Annotated in this window: 17 protein-coding genes; 7 read left to right on the plus strand and 10 right to left on the minus strand. The window is 71.4% G+C overall.

All coding sequences use genetic code 11. The features are described from left to right. Positions 1 to 2: 2 nt before the first annotated feature. The gene (locus WMF29_RS30945) at positions 3 to 491 is read right to left on the minus strand and encodes a hypothetical protein (RefSeq protein ID WP_437323731.1); all 489 of its coding nucleotides are present in this window, start codon (positions 489 to 491) and stop codon (positions 3 to 5) included. A 497-nt stretch (positions 492 to 988) separates the two neighbouring features. Here WMF29_RS30945 and WMF29_RS30950 point away from each other — a divergent pair, with 497 nt between their 5' ends. The 6 genes from WMF29_RS30950 (at position 989) to tpx (ending at position 7,421) form a co-directional block, all read left to right on the plus strand. Next, positions 989 to 1,528 carry a tetratricopeptide repeat protein gene (locus WMF29_RS30950; RefSeq protein WP_437323732.1) on the plus strand — a complete coding sequence of 180 codons (540 nt, stop codon included), beginning with the start codon at positions 989 to 991 and terminating at the stop codon, positions 1,526 to 1,528. Positions 1,529 to 1,684: 156 nt separating this feature from the next. Further along, positions 1,685 to 3,043, plus strand: a complete 1,359-nt coding sequence (locus WMF29_RS30955; RefSeq protein WP_437323733.1) for an endo-1,4-beta-glucanase — start codon at positions 1,685 to 1,687, stop codon at positions 3,041 to 3,043. Positions 3,044 to 3,417: 374 nt separating this feature from the next. After that, entirely contained in the window at positions 3,418 to 4,698 is a 1,281-nt protein-coding gene (locus WMF29_RS30960) for a hypothetical protein (protein ID WP_437323734.1), read from the plus strand. A 106-nt stretch (positions 4,699 to 4,804) separates the two neighbouring features. After that, a complete protein-coding gene (locus WMF29_RS30965; RefSeq protein ID WP_437323735.1) occupies positions 4,805 to 6,100 on the plus strand; it encodes an SGNH/GDSL hydrolase family protein in 1,296 nt (431 codons plus the stop codon). Positions 6,101 to 6,352: 252 nt separating this feature from the next. Then, a complete protein-coding gene (locus tag WMF29_RS30970; RefSeq protein WP_272094637.1) occupies positions 6,353 to 6,724 on the plus strand; it encodes a hypothetical protein in 372 nt (123 codons plus the stop codon). A 202-nt stretch (positions 6,725 to 6,926) separates the two neighbouring features. Next, a complete protein-coding gene (tpx, locus tag WMF29_RS30975) occupies positions 6,927 to 7,421 on the plus strand; it encodes a thiol peroxidase (RefSeq protein ID WP_437323736.1) in 495 nt (164 codons plus the stop codon). Between the two features lie 72 nt (positions 7,422 to 7,493). Here tpx and WMF29_RS30980 read toward each other — a convergent pair whose 3' ends face one another. After that, a complete protein-coding gene (locus WMF29_RS30980; protein WP_437323737.1) occupies positions 7,494 to 8,963 on the minus strand; it encodes a cytochrome P450 in 1,470 nt (489 codons plus the stop codon). Positions 8,964 to 9,115: 152 nt separating this feature from the next. Here WMF29_RS30980 and WMF29_RS30985 point away from each other — a divergent pair, with 152 nt between their 5' ends. Continuing rightward, positions 9,116 to 9,994 (plus strand): 1-acyl-sn-glycerol-3-phosphate acyltransferase, encoded by an 879-nt coding sequence (locus WMF29_RS30985; protein ID WP_437323738.1) that lies wholly within the window; start codon positions 9,116 to 9,118, stop codon positions 9,992 to 9,994. A 64-nt stretch (positions 9,995 to 10,058) separates the two neighbouring features. Here the strand turns inward: WMF29_RS30985 and WMF29_RS30990 are convergent, their stop codons facing one another. The 8 genes from WMF29_RS30990 to nirB all read right to left on the minus strand — a co-directional run bounded on the left by WMF29_RS30990 (position 10,059) and on the right by nirB (position 19,003). Then, positions 10,059 to 11,102, minus strand: a complete 1,044-nt coding sequence (locus tag WMF29_RS30990) for a glycosyltransferase family 4 protein (protein WP_437323739.1) — start codon at positions 11,100 to 11,102, stop codon at positions 10,059 to 10,061. Positions 11,103 to 11,154: 52 nt separating this feature from the next. Beyond that, the gene (locus WMF29_RS30995; RefSeq protein ID WP_437323740.1) at positions 11,155 to 11,418 is read right to left on the minus strand and encodes a DUF6755 family protein; all 264 of its coding nucleotides are present in this window, start codon (positions 11,416 to 11,418) and stop codon (positions 11,155 to 11,157) included. Between the two features lie 8 nt (positions 11,419 to 11,426). Continuing rightward, positions 11,427 to 11,942: a ubiquinol-cytochrome c reductase iron-sulfur subunit gene (locus WMF29_RS31000; protein WP_437323741.1), complete on the minus strand. Its 516-nt coding sequence runs from the start codon at positions 11,940 to 11,942 to the stop codon at positions 11,427 to 11,429. After that, complete coding sequence (locus WMF29_RS31005) at positions 11,942 to 12,610, minus strand: 4Fe-4S dicluster domain-containing protein (RefSeq protein WP_437323742.1); 669 nt, start codon at positions 12,608 to 12,610, stop codon at positions 11,942 to 11,944. Before WMF29_RS31005 ends, WMF29_RS31000 begins: the two co-directional genes overlap by 1 nt. Further along, on the minus strand, positions 12,607 to 14,832 hold the full coding sequence (locus tag WMF29_RS31010; RefSeq protein WP_437323743.1) for a molybdopterin oxidoreductase family protein: 2,226 nt from the start codon (positions 14,830 to 14,832) through the stop codon (positions 12,607 to 12,609). The genes WMF29_RS31005 and WMF29_RS31010 overlap by 4 nt, the downstream gene beginning before the upstream one ends. Before the next feature lie 24 nt (positions 14,833 to 14,856). Then, entirely contained in the window at positions 14,857 to 15,942 is a 1,086-nt protein-coding gene (locus WMF29_RS31015; RefSeq protein WP_437323744.1) for an MFS transporter, read from the minus strand. Next, a complete protein-coding gene (locus WMF29_RS31020) occupies positions 15,939 to 16,361 on the minus strand; it encodes a Rieske (2Fe-2S) protein (protein WP_437323745.1) in 423 nt (140 codons plus the stop codon). The genes WMF29_RS31015 and WMF29_RS31020 overlap by 4 nt, the downstream gene beginning before the upstream one ends. A gap of 104 nt (positions 16,362 to 16,465) precedes the next feature. Beyond that, positions 16,466 to 19,003: a nitrite reductase large subunit NirB gene (gene nirB, locus WMF29_RS31025; protein WP_437323746.1), complete on the minus strand. Its 2,538-nt coding sequence runs from the start codon at positions 19,001 to 19,003 to the stop codon at positions 16,466 to 16,468. Positions 19,004 to 19,459 lie beyond the last annotated feature (456 nt).

A 19,459-nucleotide genomic window follows, 5' to 3' on the forward strand; every position in this document is an offset into this window, starting at 1 on the left:
GGTCATGACGTGGGCGTTCCAAGCAATGTTTCCATGGCGCACCAAAATCGCTCCTTGAGCTCAGGAGAATGCGCCTTCATCGCGAGATCGTGAGCACATCCAACGAGCCAGCACCCACAGTCATAGTCAAACGACGCGAGCTCTTCAGATGCATTGTAGATGACCTTTGCGGCATTTTCGGCGACGAGCAGAACGGCTTCCCGAACGTTGTCATCTGGAGTATCGCGCAGAAGCTCAATCGTGAGGCGGCGTATATTCCGAAAAGCATCGTGAGCCTCACGCCATCGCCGCGGGTCCTTGGCCAGCTCGATGACTGACGAGATTTCACCCGGAACGCCAGGAAGCAGCTCGCAGCTCAAAATCAGAAGCTCGGCAGCAAGGCGGGGGCGAGCCGCGTTCGGTAGAGCTTCATAGATCACCCATCCGACCCTCATCGCGTCGCCTGAGTCCCATTGGGTGCGAAGGGCTGAAAGTTCGCGGGCATCGATCATGTCTATACCGGAAGAATCTTGGAGGTTTCGACTCCGCCCAACCATCAGTCAATTGGTCAACCGAAGCCTCCAGACCAGGGCTGTCCAACTCGTCGTTGCTGTGCCTTCCCTCACAAAAAAAAATCTCACGTATCGGCTCTGCGCTGCAAGGCCCAAATGCCGTCAAGCACCGCGCCATAGGGTAGACCTGCCTAACACCGTCGGCAGCACCGCCGCGAGGCGCGCGGGGCGCTTCGCTCGGGTGAAATCGACGTGCTGCGCCAGGGGGAGCGCGAGGACGTGGGTGTAGAGGAAGTTGATGGCGGCGAGGGCCTGGCTGCGTCGAGGCGCTGACGTGCTTGTCGGTCGCCAGCTGCGCGCGGAACGCCTCGACGTGGGCCGGCCCGAGATCGCGCGGACGGCGGCGGCCATCGCCCCTGTGCGGCTCGCCCCCTCCTGCGCGGTCCGCTCGCTCCGTCCGCTACCGCCGGCCGCTCCTCCGCGCTACGTTCGCCGCCGTGGACGCCCCCCGACCGTCCGGCGCTCGTCGCGCGCTGCTCATCGGCCTCCCCGTCGCCGCGCTCGCCGCGGCGGCCTTCCTCTTCGTGGCTCGCGACGAGCGCCCCGCACCGGACGCGCGCCCGCCGAGCGCCGAGTCCAGCGCAGCCCCCCGGCCGCAGCGACGCGAGGAGGCGCACGTCGTCCCCCCCGCTGCCCCGCCGGCCGCTGCCACCGTGAGCGCCGCAGCACAGGAGTCGGAGCCGGCGCCGGACACCGACCCCGAGGCCAGCATCATCGACCGCATGCGCGCCGCCTTGACGAGCAACCCCGAGGAGGTGCTCCGGCTCGACGACGAGGCGTCGCGCGACTTCGGCGACAGCCCCCGCGCCGCCGAGCGCGGCATGCTCCGCGTGCGGGCGCTCGTTCGCCTGGACCGGATCGGCCAGGCCCGCAGCCTCGCGGAAGACCTCATCGAGCGCTACCCGGACGATCCCTCCGCGAAGAGCGCGGCCGCGTACATGGGGATCCACCCGAGACCGCGCGGGCCGTCCAGGTAAGCGGCGATACCGTAGGTGCCTCGCGAAGCTCACGTGATCTTCATCAGGGCCGCTGCGACCACGATCTTGTAGCAAGAGCAGAACGTTGCGCAGTGAGTCACTGAACCGATTAAGAGTTCGGGCTGGTCCGTCGCGCGTTTCTGGTGATAATCGGGCATGCGCAACTGGCTTTTTCTTGTCGGGGTTCTCCAGCTCTCCGTGGCTGGATTCGGCTGTGGCGACGGATCGGACGGCGGCGGCGCCGGCGGCGAAGCGGGGGACAGCGGCGTCACCGGGAGCAGCTCCTCGGGCGCCGGCACGCCCGCGAGCTCCGGCGCGGGCGCAGGCACACCCGCGAGCTCGGGCGCGGGCGCAGGCACACCCACGGGCTCCGGCGCGGGCGCCGGCGAGCCCACGGGCGGACCCGCGAGCACGGGCAGCGGCGACCCCGTGGCAGGCAGCAGCACCAGCAGCGGAGGAGAGCCCAGCGCCTGCGCCGGCGCCGAAGACGAATGTCCGTTCGAGGCAGGGGTCGAGATCGCCTGCCGCCTCCGCTTCATGTACGGCGTGAACTACGCCTGGCGCGACTTCGGCGCCGATTTCGGCGGTCAGTCCAAGTGGAGCCAGGCGGGCATCTCGGGCAAGAAGAGCCAGGTGCTCGCCGACCTGCAGGACATGCGCGCCAACGGCGTGGACGTGGTCCGCTGGTGGATCTACCCCCGCTTCTACGGCGACCAGATCAACTTCGACGCACAGGGCAACCCGACCGGGCTCGGCGGCACCTCGACGCAGGACATCCTGGCGGCGCTCGAGCTCGCGGACCAGGCGCAGGTGAACGTGATGTTCACGCTGTTCTCCTTCGATGGCTTCTACAAGACGTCTTACAATCCGCCGAACGGCCTGTCGGTCGCGAGCATGGGGCCCATCGTCGCGGACGCGGGCCGGCGCGCCAAGCTCATCGAGAACGTCGTTCGCCCCATCGCTCGGACGGTGGCGTCCAGCCCGCACAGCGACCGGATGCTGGCCTGGGACGTCATCAACGAGCCCGAGTGGGCGATGACCGGGCCGAGCCTCTACGGCGGCGACCCGGCGTTCGAGGGGGACTCCAGCAAGTTCGATCTCGTCACACACCAGCAGATGGAGGCGCTCGCCAAGGAATCGGCCGCCGTGCTGAGGGGAGAGACCGGCGCGCCCGTGAGCGTCGGCAGCGCCGCCATCAAGTGGGGTCAGGCGTGGACGCGCTCGGACGTCGACTTCTACCAGGTCCACATGTACGGCTGGGTCAACGATTACTTCCCTTACAGCAAGCCCCTCTCCGAGTACGGCCTCACCGACAAGCCGGTCGTCATGGGCGAGTTCCCCATCAACATGGCGGAGATGGACGTGCGCTACGACAAGTTCGTGGGCGACCTCTACACCATGGGGTATGCGGGCGCGCTCTCGTGGTCGATCACCGATCGGAACTTCCCGTGGTCGTCCAACAAGACCGCCGTGAAGGCGTTCGCCGATCAGCACCCCTGCGAGACGCGCTACTGAGGGCCGGGTGAGCGCCGCTGCACGCGGCGCTCTTCCTCTTAGTTTCCCTGTTTCCCTGTTTCCCTGTCTCTCCGCCCCGGATCCGAACCGGGCCGCCGTGCAGGCCCGGCGAGCTCGTCCTCGACGAGACGAGCCGCGCCTGCGTGACAGCTTGCCCCAGCGTGTGGCGCATTGTCGCGCGGGGGCGCGATCCGGCCTGCGAGGCCGTCTGTCGGAGCGCCGGCGCTCTTCTCCTCTCGACCGGGTTTCAACTGGGTTTCAACTGGGCACGTCGGTTGCTGACCGTCGCTGACCGGGGTGGGCCCGCTGCTCACGGAGGTGACCACCTGCGTGAGCCTCGACAGTTGTTCACCAGCACCCAGAGGGAGAGCGAGATGGCACGAGATCGCTACGAGGGCCGGGACTTCCGTGACGAGGGGCCGCGCGACGACTGGCGTCACCGGGACGAGCGGTGGCGCGCGCCACGGGACGACGATCAGCGCGGATTCCGCGGTCACGAGGGGGAGCGCGACGCGTTCGAGCGAGGGTCGTACAGCCGCGGCAACTACGCGAACCAGAGCGGCGGCAGCCGGCAGGGCGAGCTGGGACAGATGCCGCAGCCGTACGGCCAGCAAGGGCGCGGAGACGGCAGGGGCGCGTGGAGGGCGGGCGGCCAGCACGCACAGGACGATCGCGGCGGAGCCGAGCGGCGCTGGGAGGAGCAGGGCGGGGCCGGCGCGCGCGGCTACCGCGAGCCCGAGGAGCGCCGCGCCTACGGACAGGACAGCCCCTCGTGGGAGCGGATTGGCGGGCGCGACGACCACTTCAGCGGGCGGGGCGCCGAGGACGAGCGAAGAGGGTTCGGCTCGGCGCAGCGAGGGCGGGAGGAGAACCGCGGCTACTACGGGCGCGAGGCGTACTACGGCCGCGACGCGGCCCGCGGCTTCTCCGGGCCGGGCGAGGACCAGGGCCGCGGGGCCTACGGGCGCCACGACCACGGCCGCGACGAGGAGGGCCAGAGCCTGCGCTACCAGGGCTACGACGACGGGCGAGACGACTACCAGGGCCGCGGCTACACCCGGGACGACTACCAGGGCCGCGGCACCACAAGAGACGACTACCAGGGCCGCGAGCGCTACCAGGGCCGCGACTCCACAAGAGACGACTACCAGGGCCGCGAGCGCTACCAGGGCCGAGACTCCACGCGAGGCGACTACCAGGGCCGCGACTCCACGCGAGACGACTACCAGAACCGCGAGCGCTACCAGGGCCGCGACTCCACAAGAGACGACTACCAGGGCCGCGAGGATCGGTATCGCAGCGACGGCTACGGGCGCGGCGATGACCAGGATCGATATCGAGGCGGCGAGGAGCGAAACGCCCCTGGCCACCACGACGGCCGAGGCGACCACGGTGGCGGATACCAGGGCCGCGGCGAGGAGCGCGGAGGCCGCGGCCGCAGCCAGGAGCTCCGCGGATACGGCGACACGTACAATCGCCCGGAGCGCCGGCCCGGGTTCGGCCGCTTCATGGGCGACGAGATCCCGCAGGGGTACTCGACCCGCGTCCACGAGCGCGACGACGTGCGCGCCTCGCAAGGCCGCGACCGCGAGCGCTCCCCCGCCGAGGACGGCGGCCGCTCCAGAGTCCAGAGCCAGGACCGGACCTGGAACTGAGATCAACCGATCTCCGCAGCTCGACGCCCGCGCCGCGGTGTCTGCCCCGGCGCGCAGGAGGAGATTGGAGTTGTCCGCGCCACGGAGCTAGAGCATCCTCGCGCGCATGAAACGACAAGCTTACTCCACCCTCCCGAAGCTCGCTTCCGTCTGCTGCATCGCCTGGTCGGCGCTGGCCGGCTGCGGTGACGACGACTCGAATGGAACGACTGGAACGACGGGCTCCGGCGGCGGCTCATCCACATCGAGCAGCGCCGCCAGCACGGGCGGCGGCGGCACGGACGAAGGCGGCGGAGGCGGCGGCGGCGGCGGCGCGGATCCCGGCACGACCTCGTCGAGCGCGGGCGGCGCCGGCGGCGGAGACCCCTCCAGCGACACCATCCGCTTCATCGGGCGCTTCGATACGACGAACGCCGAGGGCCCCCGCTTCTCCTGGGCAGGCAGCGCGATCGTCACGCGGTTCTCGGGGACGTCGCTCGGCGTCCGCTTCAACGACGAGTCGACCGCGGCTCAATCCAACTTCTTCCAGGTGGTGATCGACGGCGAGGCGAAGGGCGTCCTCAAGGTCAACAGCGAGGAGGAGCTCTACACGGTCGCAGACGGGCTGCCCGACGGCGAGCACGACCTCGTGCTCCACCGCCGCACCGAGCCGCTGGTCGGCGTGTCGCAGTTCCTCGAGTTCGTCCCGGAGCAGGGCGAGGCGCTCCTGCCGGTCCCGGCGGCGCCCGCGCGCCGGATCGAGGTGATCGGCGACTCGATCTCCGCCGGCTACGGCGTCGATGGGGCCAACGAGACTTGCCCGTTCACGAGCGATACGGAGAACAACTACCTCGCCTACAGCGCGCTGACAGGGCGGCTGGTCGGGGCCGACACCACGATCGTCGCGTGGTCCGGCAGAGGCGTGTACCGGAACTACAACGGTGAAGTCGCGCCCACCATGCCGGAGATCTATGGCCGGACGATCGCGGATGAGGAGCAGCCCGCGTGGAACTTCTCGTCCTGGGTGCCGCAGGTCGTGGTGATCAACCTGGGCACGAACGACTTCAGCATCAACGTCCCGGGCGACGCCCAGTTTCGCGCGCCGTTCACCGAGGCCTACGCGGGCCTCGTCGAGACGGTCAGAACGAACTATCCGGACGCGTTCATCTTCTGCACCATCGGGCCCATGCTGAGCGACTCGTACCCGGAAGGCGCCGAGGCGCTCACCAGGGCGCGCGCCTACATCGGCCAGGTGGTGGAGGACCGGAACGACGACGGCGACGACAAGGTGCGCGTCCTCGAGTTCCCCGCGCAGGACGGCGCGGCGAACGGGCTCGGCTGTGACTACCACCCGAGCGTCAAGACGAACGCGCTCATGGCCCAGCAGCTCGCGGAGGCCATCCGCGAAGAGCTCGACTGGTAAGGGCCGCGCGGGGCCGGGGCATCGTGCCACCGGCCCGTCGCGACCGCTGTGGCACGACGCACCACCGATCCCACGCCAGCGCAGCGCGCATCTCGCAGGGAGCGAGCGCCGGTCCCATCTGCTCGCCGTGGCGCGCGCGGATCAGCCATCCAGCGGCATGGTACACGCGGTGCATCTCTCGCCATCAGAACAGCGGAAGGGCGGCGGCTCCGAGAGCGCGTGAGAGCGCGCCGCCGAGCGAGGAGATCATCCATGCAGACCAAGCGAGACAGCACCCTGCGGGCCACGAGCAGGAGCCACAGCCATGAGTTCGTGGAGGCGGCGCGCAGGAGCGCCGGTCGCGCGGAGAGTCGAGATGCGTTCATCCCCGACCCCGGCGACGGCCCCCCCGAGGTGCTCGACGAGCTCGCCGAGCAGATCGCCGAGCAGTACGTCGCCTCGGCGACATCGGGCAGGGGCGACACCACCGAAGACTACGAAGACAGGGTGGAGCCGGAGGAGATCGGGGGCCCCTTCGTCATCACGACGGCCGAGCAGGAGATCGGGTACAGCAGGGACTCGACCAACCCCGATGACGGCGAGGTCGAGCCGTTTCCGCTGGTCCATCGCTCGCCCCTCCGCTGATCGCGCGCGCGGACGATCGACGTTTTCGCACGTTCTCGCACGATCGCGCGGGCAAGACCGCCCGGCCAGCGCAGCGTCCGCACGCCGGACGAGCGGAGCTCTGGCCGAGGCGGTCTGGCTGGTTCTGCTTGGCGTCCGCCCCCGGCGCGCCTACGAGAGGCGCTGCCGCACAGCTGCACAGAGCACAGAGGAGGATGCGACCATGGCTCAGACCAAGTTCAAGGGAAGCCCCATCCACACCGCCGGCGAGCTGCCGTCCGTCGGCGCGACCGCCCCCGATTTCACGCTCGTGAAGACCGACCTCTCCGAGCGCAAGCTCTCGTCGTACTCCGGCAAGAAGATCCTCAACATCTTCCCGAGCGTCGATACCCCGGTATGCGCGAGATCCGTGCGCACGTTCCACGAGCGCGCCGAGAAGCTCCCGGGCGTGACGGTGCTCAACATCTCGGCGGACCTGCCGTTCGCGCACACCCGCTTCTGCGCGTCCGAGGGCATCTCGAACGCGGAAGGCCTCTCGACGTTCCGGGGAGATTTCGGCCAGAAGTACGGGGTCACGCTCGTCGACGGGCCGCTCGCCGGCCTGCTCGCGCGCTCGGTCCTCGTGCTCGACGAGCAGAACAAGGTGCTCCACGTCGAGCTCGTCCCGGAGATCGCGCAGGAGCCCGATTACGACGCGGCCCTCGCCAAGGTGCAGTGAGCCGGAGCGCCGGCGCTTCCCCGCCACGCGCGCGAGCGCTTCGTGAGCCGTACGCGCGAGCGCCTCGTGATCTCACGCGCTCGCGCGCCTCGTGAACCGGATGCGCAGCCCCTCCGGCTGCATCGCGAACGCCATCCGCTCCCCCACCGGCGCGGTGTGATCCGCGAGGTGCACCGTGAAGCTCCGGAGCACCATGCCGACCGTCACCGCGCACTCCAGCAGCGCCATCGCGCGGCCCGGGCAGACGCGCGGCCCTCCGCCGAACGCGAGCGCCATCCTCGGCTCGTGGGGCAGCGTCGCGGGCGCGCCCCCGAGCCAGCGCTCGGGGCGGAACGACTCCGGATCGCCGAAATACTCGGGTTTCCGCCCCGTCGCGCGCGTGAGCGCCACGACGCCGGCGCCAGCGGGCACGGCCACGTCGCCCACCGCGGTGTCGTGGTTCGCCTCGAGGAAGAGCAGCGGGGCGGCGGAGCGCAGGCGCAGCGTCTCCTGCGTGACGGCGCCCGTGTACTCGAGGCGCTTGCACTGCTCCAGCGTCGGGATCAGCCCGCCGCCGAGCACGCGATCGGCCTCCTCGCGGGCGCGCGCCTGCACGTCGGGGCGCGAGCCCAGGTAATAGAGGATCCACGCGAGGGTGTTCGCTGTGGTGTCCTCGCCCGCGAGCAGCATCGTGAGCACGTTCGCGTAGACCTCGGCGTCCGAGAGGCGCGCCCTCGGGTCCTCGCCGTCCCGCGCGGCGATCATGAGCTCCAGCAGCGTCCGCGGGCGCGCGGGCCGGTCCGCGCCGCCCTCGAGCTCGCGCCGCGCGGCGGTCACGAGCTCGAGGATGAGCCGCTTCACCGCGACCAGGGCGCGGTCGTAGGCGCGGTCGGCGGGGAGGCCCAGGTAGCGCCAGTAGGGCAGCGGCGCGAGCATCCGCCGGTTGAGGCCGAGGAACACGCGCTGGAGGTGCTCCTGGAGCGCGTCCGCGCCGCGCTCGAGCGTGTTGAGATCGCGGCCGAAGGCGACGGACGAGGTGACGTCGACCGAGTAGCGCATGAGATCGCCGAGCACGTCGCGGGCGGCGCGCTCGTCGGCCGCCCGCGCCCAGAGCTCGCGCAGCCGGCCCGTGATGTCGCGGATGCTCGGGAAGAAGCCCTCGACGTGCCTCGGGTGGAACGTCGGGTGGATGAGCTGCCGCTGCTTCCGCCACGCGTCGCCGTCCGCCGAGAACAGGCCGACCATGTCCGCCTCGCGCGACACGGCCTCGATGGCGCGCACCCGCCGGAACACCGCGGGGCGGCGCTGGAGCACGTCGCGCACGAGCTCGCCGTCGACGACGACGAGGACCGGCTGTCGGCCCATCCGCACGACGAACAGGTCGCCGTGGGCGCGCCACCACCGCTCGAACTCGAGGTGCCAGCGGTCGGGGTGGAGCGCGAGCAGATTGCCGATCACAGGCAAGCCCGGCGGTCCCGGGAGATCCGCGAGCGTCCGCCGAGGACGCGCAGCGGCGTCGCCGCGGCCGATCGCGTCATCCATGGCAGGGGGCGTGGCGTTCATGGCCCCCTTCATACAGAGGCGGCGCGCCCCGACGCAAACCCGACAGGCGACACAGGTCGCGTCCCATCGCGCTGCCCATCGCGCCGGACGATGTCGGGCGGGCGGAGCGCCGGCGCTGGCGAGGCGGCGTCGACACGGAGTAAGACGCCGACATGACGGAGCCGCTGGAGAGAGAGCTCGCGAACCTGTCCGGCGCGGAGATGGTGGCGGCGCTCGGCCTCGGCGGGGCGCCGGCGTGGGTGCGCAGCGCCGGGCGCGCCGCCTTCGCCATCCCTTCGTGGCCGCTCGGGCGCGTGCTCGCGCGCTTCGATCGGCGCACCGGCGAGGCCGGGCTCCACGTCGCGGCGCGGGAGGCGCTCGCCGGCTTCGGGGCGCGCTGGAGGGCCGACGCGGCGCCGCCGTCGCGCGGGGCGCTGCTCGTCGTGTCCAACCACCCCGGCGCCTACGACGCGCTCGCGCTGATGGCGGCGCTCGGCCGGGAAGACCTCATGATCGTCGCGGCCGAGCGGCGGTTCCTGCGGGCGCTGCCCCACGTGAGCCGGCGGCTGCTCTTCGTGCCGATCGACGAGGATGGCGCGCCCGCGCTCGCCGCGCGGTCGGCCGGCGTGCGCCGCGCGCTGCGGCACCTGCGCCGCGGGGGCGCGCTGCTGCACTTCCCCGCGGGGCGCATCGAGGCGGATCCGGCGTTCGCGGGCAAGGGCGACGCGCTGCTCGCGGAGTGGCAGCCGAGCGCCGGCGCGCTGCTGCGCGCGGCCGCGGCGGCAGGGGGGCGCGCCGCCGTGGCGATCGTCTCGGGGGTGCACTCGCCGCGGGCGAAGCGGCTGGCCATCACGCGGTGGGCCGAGCGCCGCGGGATCACCACGCTGGCGCCGCTCCTGCAGGCGGCGCTGCCGGGCTTCGACGACGTCGACGTGCGGGTGCGCCTGGGCGAGGCGCGGGACGCGGCGGAGGTGGCGCGCGGGACCCGCGACGACGCGGCGCTCACGCGATGGCTGAAGGACGAGGCGGCGGCGCTGCTCGCGGGGGCGTGACGGCCCGGCGCCCCGGCGCGCGCTCCTGGCCGTTCCTCGCCGAGCCGGTCATCGGCTCATCCGCTCATCTGCGCGCCGCGCGCGCGAGCGCCGCGCGCACCGCGGCCGCGGTGCCGTCCCAGGTGGGCAGCGAGGCGGCCCGGGCGGCCGCCGCGCGGCTCATGCTCGCCCGGAGGGCGCCGTCCTCGAGGAAGCGGGCGAGCGCCGCCGCGGGGCCCTCGACGTCGTCCCAGAGCAGCGCCTCCGCGCCGTCCTGGACCGCCTCCGCGATCGCGCCGGCGCGGGCGGCGAGCACCGGGACGCCGGCCCGGACCGCCTCCGTGAGCACCATGCCGTAGCCCTCCAGCGACGAGGGCAGGACGAGCGCGTCCGCCGCCGCGAGCTCGGCCGCGAGCGCCTCGTCCCCGAGCACGCCTGGCGCCGAGACGCGCGCCCGCAGGAACGCGGAGCCGGCGATCGCGCGGCGCACCTGCCCGGCGTAGGCCGGGTCGCGCGCCGCGTCGCCGATGAGCACGAGCGTGGCATGCGCGCTCCCGACCCGCTCGAACGCCGCGAGGAGCTCCAGCAGCCGCTTGCGCGGGATGAAGCTCCCCACGAACAGGAGCCGCAGCGGGCCGCCGTCCCGCCGGGCGCGGGCGAGCAAGGGGAGCCGGTCCGCGCCCGGCGTCGCCACGTCGACCCGGGCGAGCCCGAGCTCGCGCCGGAGCCGCGCCGCGGTCGTCGCGCTCGTCGCGAGGTGCGCGTCGCACAGGCGGATCACCGCCGCCTCCGCGAGCGAGAGCGCCGCGCGCCGCGGGCCGGGCGGGAGCTCCCACGCGCTCAGGTGGTGCACGAGGAGCGCGCGCGCGATCCGCCGCGGCAGCACCGCGAACGCCGGCCCGAGCTCCGGGAAGCAGAGCTCGTCGCCGACCACCACGGCGGGGTCGAGCCGGGCGAGGCGCCGCGCGAGCGCGAGGCCGGCGAGCGCCCGCGACCGCGGCGCCGGATCGAGGGACACGACCTCCACGGCGTCGCCCTGGCCGCGCAGCCGCTCGACGACGAGCCGATCGTAGATGTAGCCGCCCGTGGTCTGGTCGAGGGCGCCGTAGACGATCCAGGCGATGCGCATGCGTCAACCCAGTACCACGGGACCTGGCCAGCCCCGCGCGGACGGCCGGGCGTCACGCGTCGCGCGGCGGCCACCGGCGCGCCCTCCACGCCGACAGCTCCCCCGCCGCGACAAGGCCGGCGCCCAGCGCGAAGCACACCAGCGAGGTCGCGAGCGCGGGCAGCGGGATGTCGCGATCGCCGCCGTTGTACGCCTCGACCGTGGACGTCAGGAGCCAGTACTGGAACGCGCAGAGCATCGCCGCGGCGAGCAGCCTCGCGCCCATCGCGCCCTTCGCCCCAGGGCGCAGATCGTGTTTCGGTCCAGGGATCGGCATCGCTCACCTCACGTCGCACGCCGCCGCGAGAGGCCTACCGCGAACACCTTGCCGCCCTCGACCTCCAGCGCGATGCGCCCGAGCGGCCGCAGGTCGCGCGGCGGACCGGACGTGCCCTCGCCCGAGGCCACGTCGAAGCGGCCGTTGTGGCAGTAGCACCGGAGGCACTCTTCCCCGCCCTCCCGCGCATAGGAGACCGGACATCCGAGGTGGGAGCACTTCTGCTCGAACGCCAGGAGCTCGCCGTTCTCGCGGCGGATCAGCAGCGCCGGCGTCGTCTCGTCCGGGTAGCGAAAGACCACGGCGCTCCCGGGCGCGAGATCGCCGACCCGCGCGATCTCCATGCGGCCGGACGGCTCCGCGGGCGGGCGGCGCGAGCGGAGGTAGACCACGGCGTTGCCGGTCGCGAGCCCGCCGCTCAGCAGCACGAGGAAGCGGGCGAAGTCGCGGCGGGTCACGTGGTCATCGCCCTCGGACTCGTAGGGGAAGTCCTCTCGCCACTTGGGCAGATCCTCCGCGCCCATCACAGAAACTCCGCCTCCGGCCCCGCCTCCTCCGGCGCTCGCCCGTCGCGCGCGCCCGCCGCCTGCGCGACCGCGAGCGCCGCGGGGCCGCCGCCCTCGTCGAAGGCGGGCAGGTCGACCGCCATCTCGTCCACGTCGTGCGGCACCATCACGTGCACGCGCGTCGCGATCCGCTGCTTGCCGAAGCGCCAGCGGTTGATCGGCTTGCTCGCCGGCCGCTGCTGCGCGATCTCCTCGCGCGTGCCGTAGAACAGCGCGCCCGTGGGGCAGACCGTCGCGCACATCGGCTTCTTCCCTGCGCTCGTCCGGTCGAAGCACATGTCGCACTTCTGCATTTGCTGGATCTCCATCTTGATGATCGGGACTCCGAACGGACACGCGAGCTCGCAATTGCCGCACGAGATGCACCGGGGCTTGAGGCTCGAGTGCACGATCCCGTGCTCGTCGACCTTGATGGCGTCCGCGGGACAGACCGACGCGCAGGTCGGATCGGCGCAATGCATGCAGACCATCGGCGCGGTCTGGAGCGACACGCCCGGCGCGACCAGGTCCACGTGCACCATCGGCAACCCGCGGTGCGTGTGGCACTCCGAGCACGCCGCGGCGCACGCCTGGCAGCCGATGCACCGCTGAAAATCGATGAAGAAATCACGCACCACAGCGCTCATGAGGCCTCCAGCTTGAGCTCGGCGAACAGCGACCGCGCCAGCTCGGCCTCGCCGCGCGTGGCGGCGCGCACCCTGCACGCCGCGACCTTGAACTCCGGCATCTTGCTCACGGGATCCAGCGCGCGGACCGTGAGCTGGTTGGCGGCGAGCTTCTCGGGCCAGTGGTACGGGAGGAACACCGTATCCGGGCGGATCGTCTCGACGATCCGGAGCGGGACCGTTATCCCGCCGCGCCGGGTCTCGACCGTGACCAGCTGCCGATCGGCGAGGCCGAGCCGCGTCGCGAGCGCGGGGTGCATCTCGCAGATCGGCCCGGGGCTCTTCTCGACAAGGAACTTGATCCGCCGCGTCTGCGTCCCGCTGAGGTAATGAAACACGCTCCGGCCCGAGGTCATGTACAGCGGAAACTCCGCGTCGGGCACCTCCGCGCTCGGGCGGTAAGGCGTGGGGAGCAGCTTGAACTTGCCGTCGGGGTGGTAGCTCCTCCCGTCCTCGAAGAGCCTCGGGGTGCCCGGGTGCCCTTCCGATGGGCAGGGCCAAAACACCCCCATCTCCCGCTCCACGCGCTCGTACGTGATGCCCGCGTAATCGGCGGTCCCTCCCGCGCTCGCGCGGCGCAGCTCGTTGAAGATGTCCTCGCTGCTCGAGAAGCGGAAGTGCTCCTCCTTCCCGAGCCGCCTCGCGAGCTCGAGGAGGATCCACGTGTCCCGCCGCGCGTTGCCGGGCGGTTCCACGGCGGCGCGGACGCGCACCACGCGGGCCTCCGCCGTCGTCGAGGTGCCCTCTTCCTCCTCGTGCAGCGAGCCCGGCAGCACGACATCGGCGTAGCGGGCCGTCTCGCTCATGAAGAAGTCGATGACGCAGAAGAACTCGAGCCTCTCGAGCGCCTCGCGGGTGAAGCCCGTGTCGGGGTGGCTGACCATCGGGTTGAAGCAGATGTTGAGGAGCCCGCGGATCCCGCCCGCGTGGATCGCCTCGACGATCTCCACGGTCGTCTTGCCCTTGCGCGGCAGCTCGGCGTCGGAGATCCGCCAGACATCGCAGATGTGCTTGCGGTGCTCCGGGTTCTCGATGTCGCGGTTGCCGGGGAGCTGATCGCACTTGTGCCCGTGCTCGCGCCCGCCCTGCCCGTTGCCCTGCCCCGTGATGGTCCCGTAGCCGCAGCCCCTGCGGCCGATCCTGCCGGTGGCGAGCACGAGGTTGATCAGGCCGAGGACGTTCTCGACACCCTTCGTGTGCTGCTCCACGCCGCGCGCGTGCAGGAGGAAGCTCGTCTTCGCCTGCCCCCACGCCGCGGCGACCTCGCGGATGAGCGCCGCCGGGACGCCGCAGATCTCGCCGGCCCACTCGGGCGTGCAGCGCTCCACCGAGGCGCGGAGCTCGGCCCAGCCCGTGCAGCGCTGCTCGACGAACTCCCGGTCGAACCAGCCGTTGGCGACGAGCTCGTGGAGCAGCGCCTGGTTGAGCGCGCTGTCGGTCCCCGGGCGAAGCGCGACGTGGTGGTCGGCGGTGCGGGCGATGGGCGTCTCGCGCGGATCGACCACGATGAGCTTCGCTCCCCGGTCGCGCGCCTTCCAGATGTAGTGCGTCAGCGTCGGGAAGCACTCGCTCACGTTGGTGCCCGCGAGCAGCACGACGCCGGCCTCGGGGATGTCGTCCCACGGGTTCGCGACGCGGTCGATCCCGAACGCCTTCTTGTTGCCCGCGCCCGCGGAGACCATGCAGAACCGGCCGTTATAGTCCAGGTTGGCGGTGCCGAGCGCGAGGCGCGCGAACTTGCCCACGAGGTAGCTCTTCTCGTTGCTCAGCGAGACCCCGCTCAGCATCGCGAACGCGTCCTTGCCCCGCTTCGCCTGGATCGCGCGCACCTTCGACGCGACGAGATCGAGCGCCTCGTCCCAGCCCGCCTTCCTGAACCCGGCCCCCTCGCGGATCAGCGGGTCGGTCAGGCGGTCGGGGTGGTGCGTCTGCATGTACCGCTTGACCCCCTTCGGACAGAGCCGCCCCTCGTTGAACGGGAACTCCTCCCACGGCTCGATGCCGATGACACGGCCGCTCTTGACCTGCAGCTTCACGCCGCACTGCATCCCGCAGAAGCAGCAGTGCGTCTCGACCAGCCTGTCGGGCTCGGGCTTCGGCCCCCACCCGGTCACGGGCGAGTCCGAGACGTGCGGTCCGTACTCACGAATGTAGTCGGAAATAGGCAATCTCAGGTGAGCCATATGTCGTCTCCTCCGCTCCGTCGCTCACGAGAAGCGGCCGCCGCGCGCGCGGTGGTGCGCGCGGCCGATGAGCATCCGCCGGCCCCGCGGGGAGATCTCGCTCCACGCAGGTCCGGTCCCCGTCCGCGCCGCGTAGTCGAACCCCACCTCCTCGAGCACCCCTTTGAGATCGTCGGTCTGGAGCTTCGCCGCGAACGCCTCGCGCGTGACCGGACAGACCGCCTTCTCGCCCCGGTCGCCCGCCTCCTTGTAGAACGTGACGCCCACCGACGCGGGGCGCTGGAACACGTGGAAGAGCTTGCCGAACGGCAGGTAAACGAGCGTCACGATCACGGTCAGCGCGTGGAGCTGGGCGAGCGCGCCGTAGAAATACCCGTGCAGCCACTCGTAGCTCACCCAGAGCAAGAGCCCGCTCGCGCTCACGGCGAAGAGCAGGAGGAGCGGCAGGAGGTCGCGCTCGAAGCGCTGTGCCGCCAGCGCGCCGCCCTCCCGCATGCGGCGGAGCATGGCGAGCATCACCCCCGGCATGACCATGAGGCCGCTGACGACGAGCGCGTGAAAGACCGCCCACCCCACGACGCCGTGGACCGGGATCTCCGAGACGGGGTATCCGAAGAGCACCACGCGATAGACCGCGCCCGCGCCGGACTCGAAGTGAAGCCAGCCGAACACGAGCGGGAACGTCACGGCCGCGGCGAGCGCGCAGCCCCACGCGATGAGCATGTGCGCGATCCACCGGGTCAGGCCGCGGCGCAGGATGAAATCCTGCGCGATGATCTTCGACCACAGCGCCTTGACGACGAGCGTCGGGCGGCGAATGCGCGGCCAGCGGCGCGGCGAGAAGAGCACCTCTACGCCGCGGACCCAGAACTTGCGGGTCGGCGGCTTGCTGAGCCAGACGGAGTACCGGTAAACGACCCCGAAGGTCATGAAGAGGCACGCGAAGGTGTAGCCCACGAGCGCGGAGTCGAAGTCGGCGAGATCGCGGCTGCCGAGGACGATGAGCGCCGCGAGCGCGGCGGCGGCGACGGTCCCGTTGCGGACCGCGCCCCAGTGCGCGAGCGGGGCGCGCTGCGGCGCGAGGATGGCTTGCACCGTGCCGTCGATCATGCGCCGCAAGCTCCGCGCTCGCTCCGCAGCGGCGCCAGCGCGGGTCGCTCCTCGCGCGGAAAGGGGGAGCAGCCCGCCACGGGACGCGAGAGGCGGACGAGGATCTCCCCCGACGCGCTCAGCTCCACCTCGAAGCACGCGAGCGCGCTGCACTCGGCGCCGATCGGGTGACCGGTCGACAGGTCGAAGGCGAGCCCGTGAAGAGGGCACTGGACGACGTTGCCCCCGAGGAGCCCGTCCGCGAGCTGCCCGCCCCGGTGAGGGCAGCGCGCCTGCACGGCGAACAGCTCCCCTGCTCGCGTCCGGAACACGGCCACCTCGTAGCCGTCGACATGAAACGCCTTCCCTTCTCCTTCGGGTATCTGGCCCAGGGGGCCAAGGTTGAAGACAGCCATCTCCTTCAGCGCGACCTCGCTCATCACACGAACTCCTCCCCGGCCGGCGCGTGTGCCGGCCGGATGACACCCCTCGCCTCCGCGGGCGCCGGGCGCTGGCCCGGCGCGCCTCTCCGCCGATCCACGGCCTACTCAGCCTGCGCGGGCGCGCCGCTCGGCGGCGGGAGCAGGGTCGTGAACTGGGACGGATGGATCGGGCTGTCGGCTTCGCTCCAGGGGTCCGCGTAGGCGTCGACCGAAGCCTGGACCTCCGCGTCGAGGCGCGCCGCAACCCCTTCGGCGTCGTCCACGATCACCCGCCGCACTCTCTCGATCCCGACCCGCTCGACGAAATCGTACGAGCGCTCCATGTACCTGGCCTGCTCTCGGTAATACTGCATGAAGCGGCCCGCGTACCTGATGACCTCCTCCTGCGTGTCAACCACGCAAAGCAGATCTCCCTTCCTGACGCGCGAGCCGGCCCCGCCTCCCACGTAGATCTCCCACCGGCCTCCCTCGATGGCGACGGCGCCCACGTCCTTGGTCGTCGCCTCCGAGCAGTTGCGAGGGCAGCCGGCGATGGCGAGCTTCAGCTTGTGGGGCGCCTCGAACCCCTGGAATCGGCGCTCGATCGCGATGCCGAGCGCCGTGCTGTCTCCGACCCCGTAACGGCAGAACTCGCTGCCGACGCACGTCTTGCAGGTGCGGAATCCCTTGGCGTAAGCGTGACCGGACGGCATGCCCAGGTCGCGCCACACGTCCGGCAGCCGCTCCTTCTCGATGCCGAGGAGGTCGATCCGCTGGCCGCCCGTGATCTTCACCATCCTCGCCTCGTAGCGCTCGGCCACGTCGGCGATCTTCCGGAGCTGGGCGGGCGTCGTGACGCCTCCATAGATGCGCGGGATGACGCTGAACGTCCCGTCGCGCTGGATGTTCGCGTGCACCCGATCGTTGATGAAGCGCGCGTCGCGCTCGTCCTCGTACTCTCTCCCCCAGATGCCCTTGAGCAGCGAGGCGAGCCCCGGCTTGCTCGCCAGGTCCTCCTGCCCGCCCGCGAGCTCCCGGAACACGGACGAGACGCTGCGCAGCCCACGCTCCTTGATGAGCCGGACGAGCTCCGGCTTCGCGTAGGGCACGCCGGGCACGTAGTAATGGGCCGAGGGGTCCTCCGCCGCGCCGCTCCCGAGGACCAGCTCGAGGACGGCCTGCACCTGCGGCTTGCACGCCCCGCAGCCCGACCCGGCGCGCGTCGCGGCGCACGCCTGCCGGAGGGTGCGGCACCCGCCCCGCGCCGCCGCGGCGATCTGGCCCTTCGAGACGCCGTTGCAGTTGCATACCTGCGCCTCGTCCGGCATGTCCCCCACGCTGGGCTCGCCCGCGCCGGCGTGGGCCCCTGCGGAGAGGAGAGCCGCGCGATCCTCGGGGATCTTGAGGCCCCGCTCGAACGCCTGGAGCAGCCTCCCGCCCGGCGCCCCGCCGCCGAGCAGGATGGCGCCCGCGAGGGTCCCGTCCCGGATCACGAGCTTCCGGTAAATCCCGCGCGACGGCTCGGCGTAGGCGACCTCTTCCTCCGCGTCGCTCGCGGCGCGCTGCTCCCCCATCACCAGGAGATCGACGCCCATCACCTTGAGCTTGGTGGAGACCTTCGAGCCCGCATACGCCGCGTCGGGCCGGCGCTCCGTGAGCCGATCGGCCAGGATCTGCGCCTGTTCCCACAGGGGAGCCACGAGCCCGTAGGTGCGCCCGCGGTGCTGGACGCACTCGCCGAGCGCATGGATGTCCGGATCGTCGGGCGAGCAGAGGTCGTCTCCCACGACGATCCCCCGCTCGACGGTGAGCCCCGCGTCGCGCGCGAGCTCTGCGTTCGGGCGGATGCCGGCGGAGATCACCACGAGATCGCACGCGAGCTCGCTCCCGTCCTCGAAGCGGAGCCCCTCCACCCGCTCGTCTCCGAGGATCTCCCGGGTGGATTTCTCGAGGTGGACGGCGAGCCCCATGTCCTCCAGCGCGCGCCGGAGCACGGCTCCGCCGGCCGCGTCGAGCTGGACCTCCATGAGGTGCTTCATCAGGTGCACCACGTGCACCTCCAGGCCGAGCCCGAGCAGGCCCCGCGCGGCCTCGAGGCCGAGGAGCCCGCCGCCGATCACGGCGGCCCGCCGCGACCGCTTCGCGTGCTCGAGGATGCCGCTGCAGTCATCGAGCGTCCTGAACACGAAGACCCCGCTCTTGTACCCTCCCCCCTCCCGCTCCAGCCCCTCGATCCTCGGCACGAAGGCGCGGCTCCCCGTGGCGATGACGAGCTTGTCGTAGGCCTCGGCGACGCCCGAGGCGCCGCGGACAATCTTGCTCCTGCGGTCGATCGAGGCGACCCGGACCCCGGCGTGGAGGCGGACGCCGTTGTCCTCGTACCAGGACAGAGGGTTGATGAAGATGTCCTTCGGATCCTGGATTCCCGCGAGAACGTTCGACAGCAGGATACGGTTGTAATTGCCGTACGGCTCATCGCCGAACATCACGATTTCGAAGCGGTTTCTGCCCCCCCGCGCGACGAGCTCCTCCACGAACCGCGCGCCGGCCATCCCATTGCCGATCACAACGAGGCGCTCCCTCTCCCGTTTTGGGACCGCCTGCCCGCTCCTGCCGGTTGTGCCTCCCTCGACGACGGCAGATCCAGGTTCATCGCTCATGAGATCCAGTCCTCCTTGCCCAGGCAACCGTCCGACGCGCGCTGCGCGCGTCCCCGAGCGCTATCGCCCGCGGTCCTACGCGAGCGCTCGTCGGGTCATCCAGTACAGCGGCCCTCCACGTCACGAGGACGCGGCGGAGCAGGCTCGGTCGCGTTCTCGCATCGAGTTGCTGATGCAACAGGAATACAAAAATCGATCCAGCCCCGCGCGGGTCGCCTTGATGTGTTCCGCCTTTGTGGCCCAGAAGACGGAACGGGTGGGTACCGGGTTCCGGGCGTCGTGACGAATTATGGGGTTCCGATCGCATACCGCGAGACACCACGGGTCTCCTCCGGGCGCCCCCGGCCGGGCTACGTGGCGTCTCTGTGAAGATCGCTTCGTCAGAGGAATAAGGGTGTCTCCGCCTTGTTATGCGGCGGAGTCGACTGCCCTGGTCCCGCGCGAGCGCCGGAGCAG

The sequence above is a fragment of the Sorangium sp. So ce381 genome, assembly GCF_051473845.1.
Lineage (GTDB): Bacteria > Myxococcota_A > Polyangia > Polyangiales > Polyangiaceae > Sorangium > Sorangium atrum.

What these genes read in the sequence shown, in the direction of transcription:
- tpx (WP_437323736.1), top strand. Translation starts at nt 6,927, where the DNA reads ATGGCTCAGACCAAGTTCAAGGGAAGCCCCATCCACACCGCCGGCGAG.
- WMF29_RS30945 (WP_437323731.1), bottom strand. Translation starts at nt 491, where the DNA reads ATGATCGATGCCCGCGAACTTTCAGCCCTTCGCACCCAATGGGACTCA.
- WMF29_RS31015 (WP_437323744.1), bottom strand. Translation starts at nt 15,942, where the DNA reads ATGATCGACGGCACGGTGCAAGCCATCCTCGCGCCGCAGCGCGCCCCG.
- WMF29_RS31000 (WP_437323741.1), bottom strand. Translation starts at nt 11,942, where the DNA reads ATGGGCGCGGAGGATCTGCCCAAGTGGCGAGAGGACTTCCCCTACGAG.
- WMF29_RS30970 (WP_272094637.1), top strand. Translation starts at nt 6,353, where the DNA reads ATGCAGACCAAGCGAGACAGCACCCTGCGGGCCACGAGCAGGAGCCAC.
- WMF29_RS30965 (WP_437323735.1), top strand. Translation starts at nt 4,805, where the DNA reads ATGAAACGACAAGCTTACTCCACCCTCCCGAAGCTCGCTTCCGTCTGC.
- WMF29_RS30985 (WP_437323738.1), top strand. Translation starts at nt 9,116, where the DNA reads ATGACGGAGCCGCTGGAGAGAGAGCTCGCGAACCTGTCCGGCGCGGAG.
- nirB (WP_437323746.1), bottom strand. Translation starts at nt 19,003, where the DNA reads ATGAGCGATGAACCTGGATCTGCCGTCGTCGAGGGAGGCACAACCGGC.
- WMF29_RS30990 (WP_437323739.1), bottom strand. Translation starts at nt 11,102, where the DNA reads ATGCGCATCGCCTGGATCGTCTACGGCGCCCTCGACCAGACCACGGGC.
- WMF29_RS31010 (WP_437323743.1), bottom strand. Translation starts at nt 14,832, where the DNA reads ATGGCTCACCTGAGATTGCCTATTTCCGACTACATTCGTGAGTACGGA.
- WMF29_RS30955 (WP_437323733.1), top strand. Translation starts at nt 1,685, where the DNA reads ATGCGCAACTGGCTTTTTCTTGTCGGGGTTCTCCAGCTCTCCGTGGCT.
- WMF29_RS30960 (WP_437323734.1), top strand. Translation starts at nt 3,418, where the DNA reads ATGGCACGAGATCGCTACGAGGGCCGGGACTTCCGTGACGAGGGGCCG.
- WMF29_RS31005 (WP_437323742.1), bottom strand. Translation starts at nt 12,610, where the DNA reads ATGAGCGCTGTGGTGCGTGATTTCTTCATCGATTTTCAGCGGTGCATC.
- WMF29_RS31020 (WP_437323745.1), bottom strand. Translation starts at nt 16,361, where the DNA reads ATGAGCGAGGTCGCGCTGAAGGAGATGGCTGTCTTCAACCTTGGCCCC.
- WMF29_RS30980 (WP_437323737.1), bottom strand. Translation starts at nt 8,963, where the DNA reads ATGAACGCCACGCCCCCTGCCATGGATGACGCGATCGGCCGCGGCGAC.
- WMF29_RS30995 (WP_437323740.1), bottom strand. Translation starts at nt 11,418, where the DNA reads ATGCCGATCCCTGGACCGAAACACGATCTGCGCCCTGGGGCGAAGGGC.